Here is a 19,030-nt window from a genome sequence, read left to right as displayed (position 1 = left end):
GGGCTAGTTGTCAGCAGCGGTGGCCGGAGAATCCGCCGCCGGGGAATCCGCGGCCGGATAATCCGCGTCCAGCGCGAAGAGATCGGCCACGGTCTCCCGGCGAATAAGCCAACGGGCCCGGCCATCGCGCACGGCAATAACTCCCGGGCTGGGAAGCATATTGTAATGGGAGGCCATGACTCGCCCGTAGGCGCCGGTGGCCGGCGTGACAAGCAGGTCACCGGCGTGAATATCCTCCGGAAGGGCGACGGCGTGCACCACAATATCGCCCGATTCGCAATGCTTACCGACCACGCGGCATACGCGCGAATATCCGGGCTCTCCCGGGGCGGTAGGAGCGCGATCCACGAGCGCCGCGGTGTAATCCGCACCGTAGAGTGCGGGGCGGATATTATCGGACATTCCCCCGTCTACCGAAACATAGGTGCGGGTGCGGGTGGCATCCACGCGGACATCCTTGATGGTTCCCACGGTGTAGAGCGTCATACCGGCCGGGGCAATAATCGAACGGCCCGGTTCCACGGATACCCGCGGGGCGGGAATGCCACTCTGGCCGCTGTGCCGGGCCACTTCCGCGGCGAGCACGGCGGCGAAGTTGCGCGGGGAGGCCGGAATCGGATCCGCACCGGTATAACGCACCCCGTAGCCGCCCCCCAGATCTATTTCAGGGATAACGGTTCCCAGCTCGCCTGCCACCCGAGCCCGCAGGTCAAGGATGGCGCGTGCCGCCGCCACAAAAGCATCCGTCGCCACGATTTGGGAACCGATATGCGAATGCAATCCCACCAGGCGCAGCCACGGATTGGCGCTAATACGCCCAATAGCCTCCCAGGCGGCGCCACCGGCAAGAGACAACCCGAATTTTTGGTCCTCATGAGCGGTAGCAATGAAATCGTGGCCGCCCGCGTGAATACCGGAAGTTACCCGAACCACGACGGCAGCTACCTGCCCGCGTCGCGCGGCTGCGGCCGCCACCATCTCCACTTCGGCCAGAGAATCAACCACAAGGTGAGCAACCTCGTGGTCCAGTGCCAACTCAATTTCCGCCGCGGATTTATTATTTCCGTGCAATCCGAGCTGTTCCCCACGTGCTCCGGCCGCCAGGGCGATGCGCAACTCACCTTCGGAGCAGGTATCCAGGTGGAGACCTTCCTCCAGCATCCACCTAGCCACGCCCACGCTGGCAAAAGCCTTGCAGGCGTAGTAGACATCCGCTCCTGCCAACTCCGCAAAAGCCTCGTGCATAGCGCTCACCCAGGCGGCGGCCCGCGCGCGAGCATCAGCTTCGTCCAGGATGTAGAGCGGGGTGCCGAATTGCGCGGCCAGCTTACTTACCGAGCAGCCGCCCACCTCAAGATCGCCAGGAACGCGGCGCACCGTGGTAGACCACAGCCCGGTAGCCGAGCCATCCGGGACGGGCGCGGGTAGCTGCTCGAGAGCACTCACCTCGGCGCTCACATTTTCTCCGGGGCGCTGACCCCGAGCAGGTGCAGCCCGTTAGCGAGAACCTGACGGGTCGCATCATTAACCCACAGGCGGGTGCGATGCAGATCGCTGACTTCCTCATCCGCGCGCGGGGTGACCCGAGCCTTGCCGTACCAGGTGTGGTAGGCACCCGCGAGCTCTTCCAGGTAGCGGGCCACCCGATGCGGTTCGCGATTGGCCGCGGCCAGGGAAACTACTTCCGGGAAACGGGCGAGCTGCCCGATCAGATCAGAATCGGTCTGCTCCAGCAGTTCCGGGGTGAAAGCATCCGTGCGCCGCACCCCGTGTTCGGCCGCATTACGGGCCACATTAGCGGTGCGGGCATGCGCGTATTGCACGTAGTAGACCGGGTTGTCATTGGTGTGCGAAGCGAGAACATTGAGATCCAGGTCCAGGGTGGTATCCACCGAGGCCCGCACCAGCGAATAGCGTGCCGCATCCACACCCACGGCATCCACCAGATCTTCCAGGGTCACCACGGTGCCCGCGCGTTTGGACATGCGCACCGGAACGCCATCACGCTTGAGATTGACCAACTGGCCGATGAGGATTTCCATATTGCCGCCCTTACCTGCGGTATCCCCGAACGCGCGGGCCATGGCATACATGCGCCCGATATAGCCGTGATGATCCGCGCCGAGCATATAGACGGCGTGATCTGCCCCGCGGTGGCGCTTATCGAGGTAGTAGGCGATATCACCGGCGAAGTAGGCGGTTTCCCCATCCGATTTGACGATAACGCGATCCTTATCATCACCGAAATCGGTGGAGCGCAGCCACACCGCATTATCTTCTTCGTAAATAACACCGCGTTCGCGCAGTTTTTCAATGGCCGCGGCAACCGCTCCGGAATCGTGAAGGGACTGTTCGTGGAAGAACACATCAAATTCGGCCCGGAAATCTGCCAGGGAGTGCTTGATCTCCGCGAACATGAGCTCAACGCCCCCGGCGCGGAACACTTCCTGCGCTTCGGCTTCCGGGAGGGTGCGCGGATCGGGATGGCCAGCAGCTAGCTCCTGGTCAATAACCTGCTGCGCAATATCGGAAATATATGTTCCACCGTAGCCATCTTCCGGTGTTTCGCGGCCCAGCGCCGCGGCCAGCAAACTTTCCGAGAAATGATTGATTTGGTTGCCGTGATCATTGAAATAGTATTCGCGCACGACATTCGCGCCGGTGAAGCTGAGAATCCGGGCGAGGGTATCCCCCACCGCGGCCCACCGCGCTCCCCCGATATGGATAGGACCGGTGGGATTCGCCGAAACGTATTCCAGATTAACGGTGGTCCCGGCACCGGCCTGTGAAGAACCGTAACGTTCCGCCTGCTCCACGATGGTGCGGGCCAGTTCCCCGGCCGCACCCGCGGAGAGGCGAATATTAATAAAACCGGGGCCGGCTACCTCTACCTGGGCGATACCGGCGACGCCCTCAAGGCGCCCGGCCAGCAGGGTGGCCAAGTCACGCGGAGGCATTCCCGCGCGCTTGGCGAGCTGCATAGCCACATTGGTGGCCCAATCCCCGTGCTCACGCGAACGCGGGCGCTCGATTTTCACCGCGGGAATATCACCATCGAGGTGAAGCTGACCTTCATTACGTGCGGCGCTGATTTCCGCCGCGATACATGCACTGAGTTCTTCCGGAGTCACGTATCTAAGTGTACGTGCTAAGCCCGACAAAATTGCACCGCCACCCGCAGCCGCATACGATATGGCACTCCGTTGGAGAATCCGCGGTATTTTTCCTGGCGCCCACCAACGTGGTAAAGTAGCGCAGTGCGCCCCGATAGCTCAGGGGATAGAGCGTTCGCCTCCGGAGCGAAAGGCCGCAGGTTCGAATCCTGTTCGGGGCACAAATCGCACAATGATGGGCCCGCGTATCGAAAGATACGCGGGCCCATCGTGCTGAGCTGGTGGCCGCAGCTGCGCCGTCGTTCCCGCACCGCGTGAGGCGCGAGAACGCTACCGGCGCTTAGTACTCAACCACCAAACGCCCCACAACCTCGTGGTTCTTGAGCTTTTCAATGCCTTCGGGGATCTCCTCGAAGGGGATGGTGGTCACCTGCGGGGTGAGCTTGCCGGTGGCCATAAAATCATATACGCCGGCAATATCGGCCTTGGTGCCGCCATTAGATCCAATGAGGCGGCACTGGTTGAGGATGAGGCTCTTCGTGGAAATAAGGGATTCCAGCTTGCCCATGCCCACAACCACCACGGTGCCATCGCGGCGAATAACATCTACGGCATCCGCGGTGGTGGTACCGAAACCGGCGAAGTCCACGATGAGATCAAAGGTGATGTCCGAGAAGTCTTTAATGCCCTTCTTCACGCACTTGGCACCGATCTTTTCCGCCAGTGGCCACACCTTCTCATTGATTTCAGCCACGTACACATCCGCGCCGGCGAGCACCGCCACCCGCGCCCCGATTTGCCCCAGGCCGCCCAGACCAATAATCCCCACGGTCTGGCCTTTGCGCAGGCCGCCCTGGGTCACAACCGCCGCGTGCGAGGTCATCCCGGCATCCGTTGCTGCGGCACCGAGAATGAAATCGACTTCATCCGGAAGGGGAACAAGCGCTTCGGCCGGAACGGCCATCTTCGGAGCGAAACCGCCGTCGAAGCTATAGCCGGGCGCCCCGGCCGCGGTGGTGGGGCACACACCCACGCGATCCCCGACCTGATATTCCGTAACGCCCTCACCAACTTCAGCCACAACTCCCGAATTTTCATGCCCGATGGTGATAGGACGCTTGACGAGCATGGACAGCCAGCCCTCATCCGTGAGCAGCCCGACATCCGAATGGCAAATACCTGCCGCCTTCATCTCCAGGACCACTTCACCCGGACCGGCCTTCGGTTCAGGTACCTCGTTGAGAACAAGCGGTTCATTGGTATTCGTAAATTGCCAAGCCTTCATCACAACTCCTTTGCGTGTGGCGGTAGCGGCGCTTCGATGCGCCGCAAGGTACTTTCAGCCTAACAGCCCCTGTTTACTTCGTCACTACTGTCGCGGCAGTTGCGCTGAGAGCGTGGCGCGGGAATACACGCGGGCACGCGCTCGTGCGGTGCAGCTTTCCGCGCGGAATATAAGCACGACGCCGCCGCTACCGGCAGCGTTCCCCTCCCGCTACCGGGGATTTAAATCCGCACCGAGTACTGCGAACGGTCGAAATAGCTGCGCATGGTGCTCGGTTCGTCGGTAATAATGCCATCAACACCCAGGTCAAGAAGCCGCTCCGCCTCAACGGCCGAATTAATCGTCCAAGCATGTACCGCCAGGCCCTGCGCGTGGGCAAGCTGCACGAAACGCGCGGTGAGCACGGGAACCGGGCGCCCCAGCTTGCCACCACCCGCAGCCCGGCGCGAGCGCGAAAGCGGGCGGGGTAGCGAACGCGGGCGGGGCAGCGCGATATCAACCGGCACCTGAACAGCCTGGAAGCCGCGCTGCGAGCCGGGGAATTTGGCGATGCGCACACCCTGCACCCCGGGCAAGCGGGAAAGAGCCATGAGCCAGGCCACCGCGGAGCGACCCAGCGAAAATGTGGCGCCCGGCAGCTGGCTACGCATACGCTCCACGCGAGCCTGGGAGAAACTGGCCAGGCAGACCCGGCCGGCAGCCCCGGTGCGCCGCACCGCCGCCACCAACGGTTCCACGGCCGCATCGGATTTCGCGTCAAGATTAAAAACAGCATCCGGGAAGGCGTCGAGCACTTCGTCCAGGCGCGGCGGGCGTTCTCCGGCTTCGTTACGGACCTGCGCGACTTCCGCCCAGGTGTGCGCGCTGACCGGGCCGACGCCGTCCGTTGTGCGGTCCAGGAGCGGATCGTGGAGGATAACCGCCACCCCGTCCGCGGTGGTATGTACATCCGATTCGATATGCCGAAATCCCGCGCGGTACACGGCATCAAAAGCGCGCAGGGAGTTTTCCGGGTATTCGTTACCGCCACCGCGGTGGGCGATGATGAGCGCCGGCCCATCAATATCGTAGAGTCGCCCCATTACTTGCAATCCGCCTCGAGGGGCTGGGCTTGGCGTTCTTCCAAGAAGGCGAGCGGATCGAGGAGTTCGTCATTCGCGGCGTGAATCTCCAGGTGGAGGTGCGGGCCGGTGGAATAGCCATTCGAGCCCACCGCTCCGATCACGTCACCGGCCTTGACCTTGTCACCGGCCTTGACGAATACTCCGTCGTCGTACATATGGATATACCAGGAACTGAATTTCTCCCCGTTAATGGTGTGCTCAATAATAATGAGATTATTTGAGCGGCCCTGGATGCCTTCGCCAGCGTGCTTGACCACGCCGTCGGCAATGGCGTGGATCGGGGTGCCGGCCGGAGCGCCGAAATCCTGCCCGGCGTGGGAGGATACCTCACCGGAGATCGGATCCACGCGGGTGCCGAACGGCGAGGTGAGGCGGTAACTCCCCTCGGGAAGCGGCTTGACGATGAGGCGATCCGTGGGGATATCAAAAGCGGCGCGGGTCCCGGAGGCGCCGGCGGAGGTAGGGCAGGCGCGGCGCGGATTTTCTGCCGCGGTGCGAGCCTGGGCGCGTTGAATAGCGCCCACTTCCCCGGTGAGCTGGGCCGGGGTGGTGAATTCTTCGGCCATGGGGGCCACAAAAGCCGGGTTGACGGCCTGCGCCGCATTGCCCTGCAACGTGGACATAACAGGAAGTACCATGCCCAGGCAGGCCACCGCACCGATAAGAATATTGCGGTAGGGAGAAACGGAACACGCCACCGCCCATTGTGCGGCAGCTCCGGCCAGGATGCGGCCCGAACGCTCCCGGTTCTGCGCGCGCCCGCGGGCTTCTCCCGCGCGAACCGCCGCATCGATATCCGATTCGGAGAGGACTTCCGTGCCCTCGCTATCGGTGGTGATTCCCGCGGTGGGCGCTGCCTCGCAGGCAGCGACGGTCAAAGAAGAAGGAAGAACGACGCCGAAAGCGGCCCCGCGCCCCACTTCCATCTGCGGTTTCAGTTCCGGGGTGGGGTGCGCCGCGCTGGTGGGACTAGGTTCCGGCAGTATGCCTAACCGGGTAGCTTCCGGCTGCGAGGTAGCTTCCGGCGGTGCGGTAAGCGGTTCGGTGCTTGCCGGCACCGCAGCGCGGGCACGTTTGCCGCGCGCGGGAAGTTCCCGCACCGTTGCGAGCGTTGCGCCCGCCGCGGCGATGGTAACGGGAGCGAGCGATGCGGGTGGGGCAACCGTTACGACCGCTGCAACCGTTACATCCGTTACAGCAGGAGCGACGGCGGCGGCGCGGCGCCCACGCCGCGTGGGTTGCGAAGCTTCGGCCCGTTTACCGGAGGTGCGCACCTGGCCAGTACTTTCTGCGCTAGCCACCACTCGGGAAGTTGCATGGGATACCGGCGCGGCGGCACGGCGGGCATGGCCGGCAGCAGGCGCAGGAGTTTCAGGCGAAGCGGGCGCCACATGCGGAGTGGGAATTGCGTGCACAGCGTGCACAGCGGGCGCAACGTGTGATGGATGCGCTGCGCGTGCAGCCACCGCACGCGAGCCCGCGGGCCGCGAAAGCCCCGCACCCGCATCCGCAGCGTTGCGCACGGCGCGTTTCCCGCCACGCTCCTGCGGAGCCTCACTCGCCCGGACGGCCCTGCGCCCGCCGCGAGAGGTGTGGTGTGCCGCGCTCACTGCTCTCCTAATTTTCCCCGCCCTGAGACCGGTCAATCCACCGGCCTATCACTGTTACAAAATGATAACGGTCAGCGCTCGAAAGGCAAAGAGTTTTCACCACATGAGCCGTAGCGCACCCCGCGCTCCCCGCGCCGATGCGCTCCCTGAGCACCGCCACCGCACCCCACTACATCCGCGCTATCTTGCGGTTTTAGGAGCGGCGCTGCATGGAATCACGCACGTCACCCACGAGGTCTTCAATGACGTCTTCGAGGAAGATCACACCCGTTACCGTTCCGTTATCTTCCACGATGGCCATATGCGTTCCCGAGGTTTGCATGGTGCGCAGGGCATCCTCCACGCTGGTGCTGGCAGCGAGGCTGCGGACCGGGCGCACCAACCGGGCAGAGATGGGCAGCTCGCGCTGCGCGGCGTCGAGAATATCTTTCACGTGAATGTACCCGACGATATTCCCGCCACTGACCAGCGGGAAACGCGAATACCCGTGGTCCGCGACCAGGCGTTCCACCTGCGCGGGCGTGGCGTTACGCGCGCAGGTCACCACTTTTTCGAGGGGCAGCATGGTATCCCCCACCCGGTGTTCGGAAAATTCCAGCGCTCCGGTGATGAGCCCCTGGGTATCTTGGAGCACCCCGGCCGCCTGGGAGGCGTGCACAATCGCCGCCACTTCCGAGGCGGTAAAAGCGGAAATGACCTCGTCTTTAGGTTTCATCCCCATCCAGGAAACGATATGCACCGCGAGCCAGTTGAGCGATCCGGTCACCGGGCGGAATACTCGATCAAACACCAGGAGCGAGGGCACAAAAAGCATGCCGAGGCGTTCGGGGTGGGTGACCGCGAGATTCTTCGGCACCATTTCTCCTAGAATCACGTGTAATGCCGTCACGAGCAGCAGGGCCAGCACGAAAGCTATCGTGTGGGCAAGGACCGGCCCGGCACCCACCGCGGCCAGCGGCACCAGCAGGAGAGCCGCGAGCGCCGGTTCCGCGAGCGCCCCGAGCGCCACCGAGCACAGGGTCACGCCGAGCTGACAGGCGGCCAGCATTTCGTTGAGGTTACGGGATGCCGCCAGGGTTTTCGCGGCGCGCGGGTTGGTTTCCGCCAGCGGTTCCAGGCGGGAGGGCCGCGAGGCGGTCAATGCGAATTCGCAGGCCACGAAATAGGCGTTTCCGGCGAGCAACAGTACGGTGAGGATAAGGGCGAGGGTATTACTCATGGATTTTCACCTCCACCGTTTCCACGCGTCGCTCGTCCATAGCACGCACGGTCAGCTGGGCGTCGTCGACCTCCACCGTGTCCCCCACCACGGGAATGCGGCCAAGTTCCGCCATAATCAACCCGCCGAGGGTTTCGTAGGGGCCGTCTTCGGGCAGGCGCACCCCGCAGATACGGAAAGCTTCGTCCGGGCGCAGCAATCCGGGCACCACCCAGGTTCCCGGTGCGGTGCGGCGCGCGCCGCCGCCGCGACGGTCGTGTTCGTCCGCGATATTGCCGACGATTTCTTCGACGGCGTCCTCGAGCGTCACGATTCCGGAGGTACCGCCGTATTCATCAACGACGACGGCCGTTTGGCCACCGATATCCCGGAGCACCACCAGGAGCTCGGGCAATTCCATCGTTTCGGGCACCGCAAATGCTTCGCGCATCACCGAGGAAGACGTAACGGGCACATCCGCGCGCCGCTCGGCGGGAATGGCCACCGCGGGGCGCAGGTGCGCGAAACCGCGGATATCGTCCAGGCCGCCCTCGCCCACCACGGGGAAACGCGAGAAGCCGGTGGTGCGGGCCGCGGTAATAACATCCGCCGCCGAGGCTGTTTCTTCCAGGTACTCCACTCGGCCGCGGTCGGTCATAATATCGATGGCGGTGAGCCCGCCCGCGCCAATGGAGGCGGTGAGCAGGCGCGCGGTGGAAGGCTCCAGGGTGCCGGCCGCCGCGGATTGGCGCACCAGGGCGCCCAGTTCCGGGCCCGAGCGCGCCCCGGAGATTTCATCGGCCGGCTCCACGCCCATGCGGCGCAGCAGCCAGTTCGCGGTGGCGTTGAAGGAAACGATCACGGGTTTGAAGACCACGCTGAAGGCGTGCAACGGGCCGCCCACCCGGGCCGCGGTGCGCAGCGGTTCGGCCAGCGCCATATTTTTCGGCACCAGTTCCCCGAAGAGCATGGAGAAGAGATTGACGAGAAGGAAGGCCGCGGCCGCGGCAATAGCAACCGCCGCGGCACGTGCCACTCCGGCCGCACCGAGCCAGCCCGTCAGTATTTCCGTGAGGGGTTGCTGGGCCACGTAGCCGAGCAGGATCGTGGTGATGGTAATGCCCACCTGGCACGCGGACAGGAAAAGGGAGAGGTGGTGGAGGCGTCCGGCCACACTGGCGGCGGCCGGGTCCTCCGCAGCACGCGATTCCACCGCGGCCGGATCCAGGGCCACGAGGGAGAATTCCGCGGCCACGAAAAGCGCGGTTCCCAGCGTGAGGAGGATGCCAAGAAGTAAGAGAAGAGCGTTGGTCACATAAACTCCAAGATAGGTACTTCTTGCAGTCTAGCGATTCCCACCTCCCGCGCGGGAGCCGTAGTGCGTGAGCCGAACCGCGGGCGCGAGCCGAACCGTGTGGGTGAGCCGCGCGGGCGCGAGCATACGTAACCGGACCGCGCGGCAAGCACGGTAGGATTTACGTAGTAACAAGGGAGGCAGCCGTGGATTCTTTACGTGTCATCTTCATAGGCGATGAGTTGGTGGCCGGGTACGGCGATGCGCGGGCGCTCGGGTGGACGGGCCGCGTTATGGCACGCACTCTCACCGATCCTCCGCTTCTCCCTCTCACCTTGGCGGTTCCCGGGGAAACCATTTCGGAGATGGCCGAGCGCTGGGAGCGGGAAGTTGCTTTACGTACCGGACCGGAAATTGAAGCACGCCTGGTTATCGGGCTGGGCAGTCACGATCTGGAGCGCGGCGGCACCATGGCGCGGGCACGCCTGCACCTGGCGAATCTGCTGGATTCCGCGGACCGGATGCGGATGCGCCCCTTCGTGGTGGGCCCGCCTCCGCGCCCGGATCTGCCCCGCGATGTGCAGCTCAATTTGTCCAATGCCTACCGGGATGTCACGGAGCGGCGGCGTTTCCCCTTCGTTGATACTTTCAGCCCGCTCGTTGATCACGAACAGTGGAATACCGATATGGACCTGAGCGGGGGTTACACTCCCCGCCAGGCCGGTTACGGGCTCATGGCCTGGCTGGTTCTCCACCACGGGTGGAACCAGTGGCTCGGGATTCGCGAAGCTCTTTAGTAGTACGCTCCCTGCCGGAAATCCCAGCTGAGGAAGGATTCCGAAAGCAGCTGGAGAATCCGATCCAGGTACACGCCCTTGCGGATAAGCACCGGCGCGGGGGTGACCATGCGCTGCCCATTCTGCTCGGGAACAAGGTTCCCCGCCGCATCAACGAAGGACACCATAACGCCCTGCTCCCAGCGCGTAGCTTCGGAGGCATCAGGCTGGATGGACGTCACGTAATCATCAGCTTCGATCACCAGATCCGCTTCGGTGGCAATATCGGTTCCAATCCCTTCCACCTTGCCACGGTTCCCACGCCCGGAGGGGTTCGCCGAGGAAGCGAAAACGAGCTTCTTATCTTTTTCCCACAGCTCCGCGGCGATCTGCTCGGCGGCCTTGCCGTAGCGGATCACGAAGCAGGAGGTTCCGCGCCCGTCGCGCACCAGGTTACGCGCTTCACCTTCTTCGGGAATGTATTTTTCAGCCGCCTCGGCCCGCCACGGCAGGATGCAGCCCATGAGGATATCCTCGTCCCAGTTCTTCTGGTAAAAATCGCGGATCTCCGGGGTCAGCTGCGCCAGGGTTTCCAGTTCTTCCATAGAGCCGCACAGCACCACTGCGGGCTTATTGCGCTTGCGATTCTTCACCGCAAATTTCCGTTCCAGCCCGGCCGAATCCGTGGTGGCGATAATATAGCCGACCTTGGTGGGGAGCACGCACATGGCGCCGCCCGCGCGAAGTAGCTGGGTGGCTTCCGTATTCAGTTCGCCATTCCAGTGCACATATCCTTCAGCCACGCGGGCCTCCTTATTTCTCTCATCCGTGGGTGCTTGCGTTTCTCCGCGAAACGTTCACGCAAAGTTCCTTGCCGCGTTCTTTTCGGTACGACGCCGCCCGGCGCGTGCCGCGCCAGGGAAACCGCGCGCTCTCGAGACTAATGGAAATTCCAGATTTTGAGACATTTTGTTCACATTCTGGACGTTCGGGAAGTGTTCCGCGGATCAAAATACCCGCCTGTGCGGGGACTATCCGGAGTAACATAGCACGTGGACTGTCGAGGATATTGCCGTTTGCCAATGGGGACACGGCGAATGAAAACCATACGGAAAGGCACTAGCGGGAATGAGCGGAGTGGGATCTGAGGGAGTCGACGTTCTTGTTGTGGAATCCGGAATCCTCCGTGTTGAGATCTCCTATGCCGGGAAAACTGGCTGGGCGCTCGCCCATAACCAGGTTCCGGTTGTCAAAAATATCCTCGTTTCCAATAGCTCAGAAAGCGAGGCGAGTGAATGCGCACATCTGGAACTCACCGCCCGCATTGGCTCGAATCTACTATTTGACATCACCGTTCCCGTCCCCGAACTTCGCCCCGGAAAAACTACCGCGATAGCGCCTCGTTTCCTTGAACAGACTCGCCTAGATCCGAATAATCCGCTGTTACAAGCTACCGAATCACAACCGGGCACCCTTGAGGCGCACCTGCGGTGCGAAGGAAGTAGCACGGCCGAAAGCGCCCGCACCAGTTTGCGTATCCTCGCTCCGAATGAGTGGTTCCACGCTCCGGCGTATTTTGAGTCCCTGGCAGCTTTCGCTCAGCCCAATGCGCCGCAAATTCCCGCGCTTGTGCGCAAGGTTTCTGATTTGCTCAAAGAGGCTACCGGGGATGCCTCAGTGCAGGGGTACCAGGCCGGTACCGAGCGGGTTCTCCAGATTATGTCCGCGGTCTACGCAGTCTTAGCTGCTGAAGATATCCGTTACGTCACCCCGCCTGCCTCTTTCGAGAATACCGGCCAGCGCATTCGCACCACTGAGGAAGTTCTCACCGCACAAGCGGGGACCTGCATCGACCTGGTTCTCGCGTATGCGGCTTTAGCGCAGGCATGCGGCCTTCTTCCGGTTATTATCCTGGTGCCGGGCCACGCCCTTGTCGGCATTGCAACCACGGAGGATGGCCTGCGCGAACCGGTTATTACCGAACCGGCGGCCATCAATAATTATTTACGCTCCGGTGCGGTTCTTGCCTTAGATGCCACTTTTTACGATGCCTCACTCAGCTTCTCCGATAATCTCAACCGCACCAAGGCACAGCTCACAGACGGTACCGTCCTTGCCCTCATCGGACTGACGGAATCCCATAGAGACGGCCTGCGCCCGCTTCCCACCCAAGCGCCGCCGGCCTCCGCACTGCCGGACACCGCAACCGCAGGAGACACCTCCACTTCTAGCACTCAGTTGTCCTCCCCCGCGGCTGATATTCGGGCTGCCGGAAAGCTGGTACAGCAATTGCGGCTGGAAGACTCCGCGGATCATCTCACCTTGGATACAGCAGATCCGGCCCCCGCGCGTGTCCAGCGCTGGAAGCGCGAGCTATTGGATCTCACCTTGCGCAATCGACTCCTCAATATCAAACCGGCTAAGGAAGTTCTTGAGTTCGAGGTCCGGGCCGGAATGCTGGCGGATATCGATGATCGCATCTCGCGCGGGGATCGTATTACGATGCGAGCTCAGGATGATCTTTCCGATAATCGTTTCCTACGCGGAACCACGGATGTCAGTGATTTATCCGATTCTGAGGTGAGCTCAGAATTGAGCGAACGTGGAATCCTCTTCGGGCACGTGACGGACTACCGTTACGCCGACTTCTTTAAAAACTTGGCCCGTACCACGAAAACTCTTGCAGAAGAAACGGGATCCGCCAATCTTTACCTCATGCTCGGAACGATGCGCTATACGAGCAAAAACGGAAAAGATGCCCGCGCACCGCTTTTCCTGCTCCCGGTACGGCTACGGGGAGGTTCGGGCCGTTCTCGTTTCACGATCCAAGCCGATAACAGTGCCGAGGCCACCCCCAACCATTCTCTGGTGGAATGGCTCCATCAGGAACACGGCGTGCATATCACCGCACTTTCCGAACCGAAGCTTGATGACTCCGGTCTCGACATCGACTACGTTCTACGTGAGATTTCTGCCGCGCTTGTCCGCGAAAATCTTCCCTTTACCGTCACCCGGGATGCGTACCTCGGGATCGCAAAGTTCTCCACGTTCGGAATGTGGCGTGATCTGCGCGATCACTGGGATATTTTTATGGAATCTCCGGTGTTTGAACACCTAACGCTGCATCCCGGGGAAAGCTTTGTGGAACCGGGGGACCTCCCACCGATTGAGGACACTACCCCGAATGAGGCGGAGCTTAATCTTCCTATTCCCGCGGATGGCGCGCAGATGCGCGTGGTATCGGCTGCCGGCAAGGGATATAGCTTCGTGGTGGAAGGCCCTCCGGGAACCGGGAAATCTCAAACAATTACGAATATTCTGGCCCATCTCCTAGAACAGGGGAAACGGATACTGTTCGTAGCGGAGAAGCAGGCTGCGCTCGACGTCGTTAAAACACGTATGGAGCGTATTGGCCTGGCACCTTTTATTCTCGATTTACACGGTGGAGAGCAGCGCCCGCAGGCGATTCGGGATCAATTGCGCGGCGCGATTGATGCGAGTGTTCATTACGATATGCACCGCTGGGATAATGCGCGCGCACTCTTACGCTCCCGTTTAGAACCTCTCGCGGCCTATCCGGCGCTCGTGCACGGAATGAATGCGGCCGGGCATTCGCTTATGGTCAGCTGTCACCGCCTCCCTCGATCTTGGCGAGGGTGCGGTAGCGGTAGTTCCGCAACGCTGTGTCACCGATCCGAATGCACGTGCGACTATTGCTGCTATTGACGAAGCTCTGCCCAATATCGCGGTGCGAGCGCGCAGTACCGATCTGGCCGCTATGTCCGCCTGGCAGCCGATAGGCCCTCATCACGCCCCGCTCCCTGAGCTCATACGTGCTTTTGACGGGCTCGCGATCATGGCCTCGCACTGCGAGCACTACCCTGAGATTGCCGATACCCTCGAGAGTGTCCCACTTGCGGACGTGCGCAAAGCACTCGATGGCACAACGCCTTTATTGGATCCGGCTGAAGCACGGCATCTGGCCTCATCCACGTGGAAAATCGCCTCGGTTGCCGATAAGCTTGCCCGGCTCGCTCCCGAACTGGAGTTTTTCACCGACCTTTTCTCCCCCACATTCTTCGCGTACGGCGAGACCTCCTCACTCACTCACGCGCTCGACGATCTCGCGGAAGGCGGCTTCTTCGGGAAAAAGAAACGCTTGGCAGCCTATCGTTCGGCCCTCATTCCGGCGCTGCCCGCAGGCAAAGAGCCAGATACCGAGGGAGAGCACTCCCCCGATGCAGTCCGAGCAGCGCTCGGCCGGCTCAGCTATATGCGCCGCGCGGTTGCGGATCTGGAGACAGAATTAGAGAGTATTCCAGGAGCCCGGCAGCGAGTGAGCGTTCCCCTGAGCGACCCGAGCGCTCCGGCAGTTCTCGCGGAGGCCGCGAGCTCTCTCGAGCGTTCTGTGGAACTATCTACTCGCTTCCCCGCCTTGGTTGAGTTGACTCGCCGCACAAACAACATGGATGATGTGCGCGCCGCGCTCGAGGCGATCAGCGCCACCTGGAATTCCTGGGTGCATGCCGCCGATCTACAGCTCCCCGCGGAGAACCAGCGGATGAGCGTTTTCAAAGAATGGTATCCGCGCTGGTCAGCAGCCGGGCGAGATTCCCTAGCTGCCGCGGTTGAGTGGCGCCGCGCCACCGCTATCTTGCGCGACAACGGTCTGGAAGAATTCCAACACCAAATCGAAATAGGTGAAGTGCCAGACCGCGATATCTCCCTCGCGTTCCGCCGCGGAGTAGCCTCCACCAGTGCCGAAGAACGCATGCGTTCCTTCAGCGGTCATATTTCCCTATCGGAACAAAATAGCTCGGATCTTGCACGTCTCCAGGAAGCGTTCGCCACCATTCAAGGTGAAGCCACCCAGGCGCTGCCGGCCACTCTCATGGCGCGTCGTTCCTTCCGGCCCGGGGAACTCCACGGAAAAGTAGGAACTCTGCGGCGCAACCTAGATCGCAAACGCGGGGCGCGCAGCTTCCGCTCGTTGCTTGAAGAATTCACCGAGGAGATCCTGGAAGCCACTCCCTGTTTCTTTGCGAGTCCGGCATCGCTCGCCACTTTCGTAGACCCCACTGCCGTAGTTTTCGACGTCGTCATTTTTGATGAAGCGAGCCAAATTACCGTCGATCAGGCAATGGGTGCTATCGGCCGCGCCAAAGCGGTTATTATTTCCGGAGACAGCCGGCAGATGCCACCCACTCGTTTCGGGAAAACCGGTCCTTTTAGCGGCGATGATGAGGACCTCGACGATCCAGATCGCCCGCTTGTGGAGACAGTCGTAAGCGATTTGGAATCTATTCTTTCTGAGGCCGTTGAATCGGGCCTTCCGCGCCTCTGGCTGTCCTGGCACTACCGCTCGCGGGATGAATCCCTCATCGCCTTCTCTAATGAGGCATATTACGAAGGCAAACTCTCCAGTTTTCCTTCGCCCGGTAACGCGGGACTTTTCGGCGGCGCGGGTGTGAGTATGCGGCGCGTGGATGGAACATTCGACCGCAGCCGCGGTGCCACGTTCCGAACCAATCGGGTGGAGGCCGAAGAAATTGTGCGTGATATTCACCGGCGCCTTAATTCTCCGGCATTAGCGCACCAATCAATCGGTGTCGTCACCTTCAATATCCAGCAGCGCAACCTTATCCTGGACTTGCTTGAAGACTCGCGCGATCCCCTTATCCGCGCCGCAATGGAACAGGAAAAAGATCCACTTTTCGTGAAGAACCTCGAGAACGTCCAGGGCGACGAACGCGATGTCATTATTTTCTCAACAGCATTTTCACCGCGCGAGCCCGGTGGGCCACTCCCCCTCAATTTCGGGCCGCTCAGCCGCGAAGGCGGTGAGCGCCGTTTCAATGTAGCCATTACCCGCGCACGCAGCGAGGTTCTGGTGGTCACCTCCTTTGATCCGGAAGACATCGATCTCAATCGCACCCGGTCGCGCGGAATGCAGAACTTGCGTGAATATATGCTACGGGCTCGCGCCCGCACTCAGAACGACGGCGCAGCTGCCGCGCCAGCGGATACGGATGCGGAAGGGAGCTCCGCGATTCCCCGCGCCCTGAGTATTAATGACAACCCGGTCCGTGACCGACTCATGCGCGCGCTGCGTGAGCGCGGCTGGGAAGTGGAGGGCGATTACGGCCTCTCGAGCTACACCCTCGATATCGTGGTGCGCGAACCGGGGAGCAAGGTGTGGCTGCTGGCTGTCATGTTTGACGACGAAAAATGGAGTTCACTCCCTAATGTCCAATAAACAGTCCGCAGCCCCAAACATAAAACTCAAAAAGTTGCACGACTCAGGTCCGGCGCATGCCACGCCGGTGTGCCGGGCAGTATGCATTTTCCCGAGACTAACGAAAATCCCAGATTGTGGGAGTGATTCCGCGGTTTAGGCAAGCCGCCCGCCCCCGTACCAGGCCCGTACCTCCTCCAGGAAAGCCTGCATCGCTCGGCCACGCAATACGCTTTTATCCCAGGCCAATACACACCGCAGCGCAACTAACCAATCCAGCGGTACAAATACCAAACCTTCCACACCCGAGGTACTCGCGTTTTCCAAGACCAGGGCCTCCCCCACCCCAGCTTTCACCATCATCTGCGCTTCGCGATGGTTACTGTAGGTGCCGCGGATCGTTAGTTGGCTATGTTTGCCTAGCCAGTAACCGAGTTCCCTGCTCGGTTCGGCCGGCATAATGACCGCGCGTTTGACAATATTCGCACGGTAAACCACGCTCAGTTCGGCCAGGTCACTCCCAGCTGGGACCAGCAAACCCCATTTATCTTCGGTGGGTAACGGGAGGGTTTCCCATTGGGAGGAATCCCAGGAGGCATCCAGAACCGCGAAGGATATCGCCCCACTACTCAATCCTTGGGCGATCTGATCGCGTTCCATAGCTTTGACGCTAAAACCAATGCCGGGATACCTAGCCCGGGCACGGCCCATAATGCTGGCGAGTTCATCCAAGGCGCTGCTTTCACGGCCTGCGATCATCACGGTTCCGTGGGGGTCCTCGCGCATGGTACGGAGTTCCTGAGTTGTTTCTTCCATAAGAGCGAGTATCTGGTAGCCGCGCTCAATCAAACGCCATCCGGCCGGGGTGATGGAGCCACGCCTGCCCCGCCGCTCAACCACTTTCTGGCCCACTTCTTCTTCGAGGGCTTGGATGCGCTTCACAATGGCGGGGGATGTACACCCCATTTCTTTGGCTACCGCTTCCATTGTTCCCACTCGGGATAGGACGATCAGCGTTTCTAGCAATTCTGGCTTCATTCCATTTTCTCCATTTCTACGGCTCCCACTATGCTGTTTCGCCGCTGCGCGGAACAGGAAGTGCGGGCGTGTCTTCGCGGTACTTGCGGATAATGAGCATCCCCAAACCTGCCAAAACTATTGCGGTTACTGACAAGGCGATCCCGCCGCCACCGGTTGCCGGCAACGCCTGTGCGGTAGCTGCTTCACTTTTCGTTGTTGGCGTCGTTGTTGGCGTCGTTGTTGATGCCGTTGTTGATGCCGGCGCGGGAGGTGTGGCCTTTTTCGTTGTTTCAGAGGGAGTGGGGGCCTCCGCCGTGGGGACCGCGCTCTCCGGATGCCCGGTAGGCAACGGCCCCACACTCGGAGCCACCGACGGAACAAACGCACTCGGATACCCACTAGGCAACGGCCCCACACTCGGAGCCACCGACGGAACAAACGCACTCGGATACCCACTAGGCAACGGCCCCACACTCGGAGCGCTGTCCGGGATTTCCCAGAAGGGCACGAAGGGGAGCTTCAAAACCCAGCGAGCTTCCTCGCCCACAATCTGGTAACTGTCGTTGAGGGTAGGCGCGCCGATGCGGTAGCGCTTCGCCGCAGTTTCCGTTAACTGCACGGTCACAAGCGCATAAGCACCGTTTTCTTCCTGCTGCCCGGCGGCGTTGTATCCCCCGTTTGCAATCGTGTACACAAAAAGATCACGCTGCGGATCGTCGTCGCTGTAGTACGGGGCCTGAGCCATTCCGTATCCGCCTTGCTGCGGGGCGGGAAGCAGCTCTGGCGCGCGCGGGATAACCGCCTGACAATTGGGCGCGGCGTCGAACTCGTAACTAATTCCTTTTGCGTCATCCCATCCGGAATCCCCGACGATAACGCTATAACTATCGCGTAGCGCCGGGAGCAAGGTGGCGGTTACACGGTAGCGGACGATAAGATTCGGGTCGCTGGTTTCTTGGCCCTTGCTATCCATCGCTCGCACTTCGTAGTGGTAGACCAGAGTGGTCCAGGGAATGCTATCGAAGGATAGAGTTGCGGGCATGCGGCAATCGTCTCCGCGCACTAAAAGCGGCGGCGGGGCGACCGGTACCCGGATTTTTGCGGTCTTTTTTAGCACGTATTCCCACGACGGCGCAGCCCCCGCCAAGCGATAACTAGCCCGCGCAGCTTCGGTTAGCGATACCGTAACCCTAATGATCTTGTGTTCTTCGCCGGTATTGCTAGATTCGGATAGCGTTTCTTGCCGGTGGTCAAGTCCTGGGTAGTGGTGTATCTGTGTTCTCGAATCATGATTGTCATTCTCTGGTTTCGATACTAATAAGGACTGGATATCAGATACCGGTCAAGCAATAACGTCCTTCCCACTAATAGTCTT

13 protein-coding genes and 1 tRNA gene are annotated in these 19,030 nt (G+C 61.3%); 4 read left to right on the top strand and 10 right to left on the bottom strand.

Features of this window, described 5'->3' with window-relative positions; genetic code table 11:
* Positions 1-3: 3 nt before the first annotated feature.
* Together lysA and argS are read right to left on the bottom strand one after the other, a co-directional pair.
* Positions 4-1,446, bottom strand: a complete 1,443-nt coding sequence (gene lysA / locus DDD64_RS02385) for a diaminopimelate decarboxylase (RefSeq protein WP_241227344.1) — start codon at positions 1,444-1,446, stop codon at positions 4-6.
* 8 nt (positions 1,447-1,454) lie between these two features.
* A complete protein-coding gene (gene argS, locus DDD64_RS02380) occupies positions 1,455-3,131 on the bottom strand; it encodes an arginine--tRNA ligase (protein ID WP_126134859.1) in 1,677 nt (558 codons plus the stop codon).
* Between the two features lie 130 nt (positions 3,132-3,261).
* Between argS and DDD64_RS02375 the strand changes: the two genes are divergently transcribed.
* A tRNA-Arg gene (locus DDD64_RS02375) sits at positions 3,262-3,334 on the top strand.
* 119 nt (positions 3,335-3,453) lie between these two features.
* On the opposite strand, the gene DDD64_RS02370 is transcribed toward DDD64_RS02375, so the two are convergent.
* The 5 genes from DDD64_RS02370 to DDD64_RS02350 all read right to left on the bottom strand — a co-directional run bounded on the left by DDD64_RS02370 (position 3,454) and on the right by DDD64_RS02350 (position 9,645).
* Positions 3,454-4,398 (bottom strand): zinc-binding dehydrogenase, encoded by a 945-nt coding sequence (locus tag DDD64_RS02370; protein ID WP_126134858.1) that lies wholly within the window; start codon positions 4,396-4,398, stop codon positions 3,454-3,456.
* Positions 4,399-4,619: 221 nt separating this feature from the next.
* On the bottom strand, positions 4,620-5,480 hold the full coding sequence (locus DDD64_RS02365; RefSeq protein WP_126134857.1) for a glycerophosphodiester phosphodiesterase family protein: 861 nt from the start codon (positions 5,478-5,480) through the stop codon (positions 4,620-4,622).
* Positions 5,480-7,132, bottom strand: coding sequence for a M23 family metallopeptidase (locus DDD64_RS02360; RefSeq protein ID WP_126134856.1), 1,653 nt, complete (start codon positions 7,130-7,132; stop codon positions 5,480-5,482). The genes DDD64_RS02365 and DDD64_RS02360 overlap by 1 nt, the downstream gene beginning before the upstream one ends.
* Positions 7,133-7,325: 193 nt before the next feature.
* Positions 7,326-8,351, bottom strand: coding sequence for a hemolysin family protein (locus DDD64_RS02355; protein ID WP_126134855.1), 1,026 nt, complete (start codon positions 8,349-8,351; stop codon positions 7,326-7,328).
* A complete protein-coding gene (locus DDD64_RS02350; RefSeq protein WP_126134854.1) occupies positions 8,344-9,645 on the bottom strand; it encodes a hemolysin family protein in 1,302 nt (433 codons plus the stop codon). Before DDD64_RS02350 ends, DDD64_RS02355 begins: the two co-directional genes overlap by 8 nt.
* A gap of 185 nt (positions 9,646-9,830) precedes the next feature.
* Between DDD64_RS02350 and DDD64_RS02345 the strand changes: the two genes are divergently transcribed.
* Complete coding sequence (locus tag DDD64_RS02345; RefSeq protein ID WP_126134853.1) at positions 9,831-10,421, top strand: GDSL-type esterase/lipase family protein; 591 nt, start codon at positions 9,831-9,833, stop codon at positions 10,419-10,421.
* Here the strand turns inward: DDD64_RS02345 and DDD64_RS02340 are convergent.
* Positions 10,418-11,203, bottom strand: a complete 786-nt coding sequence (locus DDD64_RS02340) for an L-threonylcarbamoyladenylate synthase (RefSeq protein ID WP_126134852.1) — start codon at positions 11,201-11,203, stop codon at positions 10,418-10,420. The genes DDD64_RS02345 and DDD64_RS02340 overlap by 4 nt on opposite strands.
* Positions 11,204-11,537: 334 nt before the next feature.
* On the opposite strand from DDD64_RS02340, the gene DDD64_RS02335 reads away from it, so the two are divergent.
* Positions 11,538-14,126 (top strand): DUF4011 domain-containing protein, encoded by a 2,589-nt coding sequence (locus DDD64_RS02335; protein WP_164545878.1) that lies wholly within the window; start codon positions 11,538-11,540, stop codon positions 14,124-14,126.
* A gap of 52 nt (positions 14,127-14,178) precedes the next feature.
* Complete coding sequence (locus DDD64_RS09130) at positions 14,179-16,656, top strand: AAA domain-containing protein (protein ID WP_338119666.1); 2,478 nt, start codon at positions 14,179-14,181, stop codon at positions 16,654-16,656.
* A gap of 135 nt (positions 16,657-16,791) precedes the next feature.
* On the opposite strand, the gene DDD64_RS02325 is transcribed toward DDD64_RS09130, so the two are convergent.
* Entirely contained in the window at positions 16,792-17,673 is an 882-nt protein-coding gene (locus DDD64_RS02325) for a LysR family transcriptional regulator (RefSeq protein ID WP_126134849.1), read from the bottom strand.
* 28 nt (positions 17,674-17,701) lie between these two features.
* Positions 17,702-18,697 (bottom strand): LPXTG cell wall anchor domain-containing protein, encoded by a 996-nt coding sequence (locus DDD64_RS02320; RefSeq protein WP_126134848.1) that lies wholly within the window; start codon positions 18,695-18,697, stop codon positions 17,702-17,704.
* Between the last annotated feature and the right edge of the window lie 333 nt (positions 18,698-19,030).

It is taken from the genome of Actinotignum sanguinis (genome assembly GCF_003957255.1).
GTDB lineage: Bacteria > Actinomycetota > Actinomycetes > Actinomycetales > Actinomycetaceae > Actinotignum > Actinotignum sanguinis.
Note: the sequence above shows the minus strand (reverse complement) of the source record. Positions and strands in the feature narration are given on the sequence as shown.

Excerpts from the sequence above, each read along its gene's own strand:
- DDD64_RS02370 (WP_126134858.1), bottom strand. The coding sequence starts at position 4,398 with ATGAAGGCTTGGCAATTTACGAATACCAATGAACCGCTTGTTCTCAAC.
- DDD64_RS02365 (WP_126134857.1), bottom strand. The coding sequence starts at position 5,480 with ATGGGGCGACTCTACGATATTGATGGGCCGGCGCTCATCATCGCCCAC.
- DDD64_RS02355 (WP_126134855.1), bottom strand. The coding sequence starts at position 8,351 with ATGAGTAATACCCTCGCCCTTATCCTCACCGTACTGTTGCTCGCCGGA.
- DDD64_RS09130 (WP_338119666.1), top strand. The coding sequence starts at position 14,179 with ATGTCCGCCTGGCAGCCGATAGGCCCTCATCACGCCCCGCTCCCTGAG.
- DDD64_RS02325 (WP_126134849.1), bottom strand. The coding sequence starts at position 17,673 with ATGAAGCCAGAATTGCTAGAAACGCTGATCGTCCTATCCCGAGTGGGA.
- DDD64_RS02320 (WP_126134848.1), bottom strand. The coding sequence starts at position 18,697 with ATGCCCGCAACTCTATCCTTCGATAGCATTCCCTGGACCACTCTGGTC.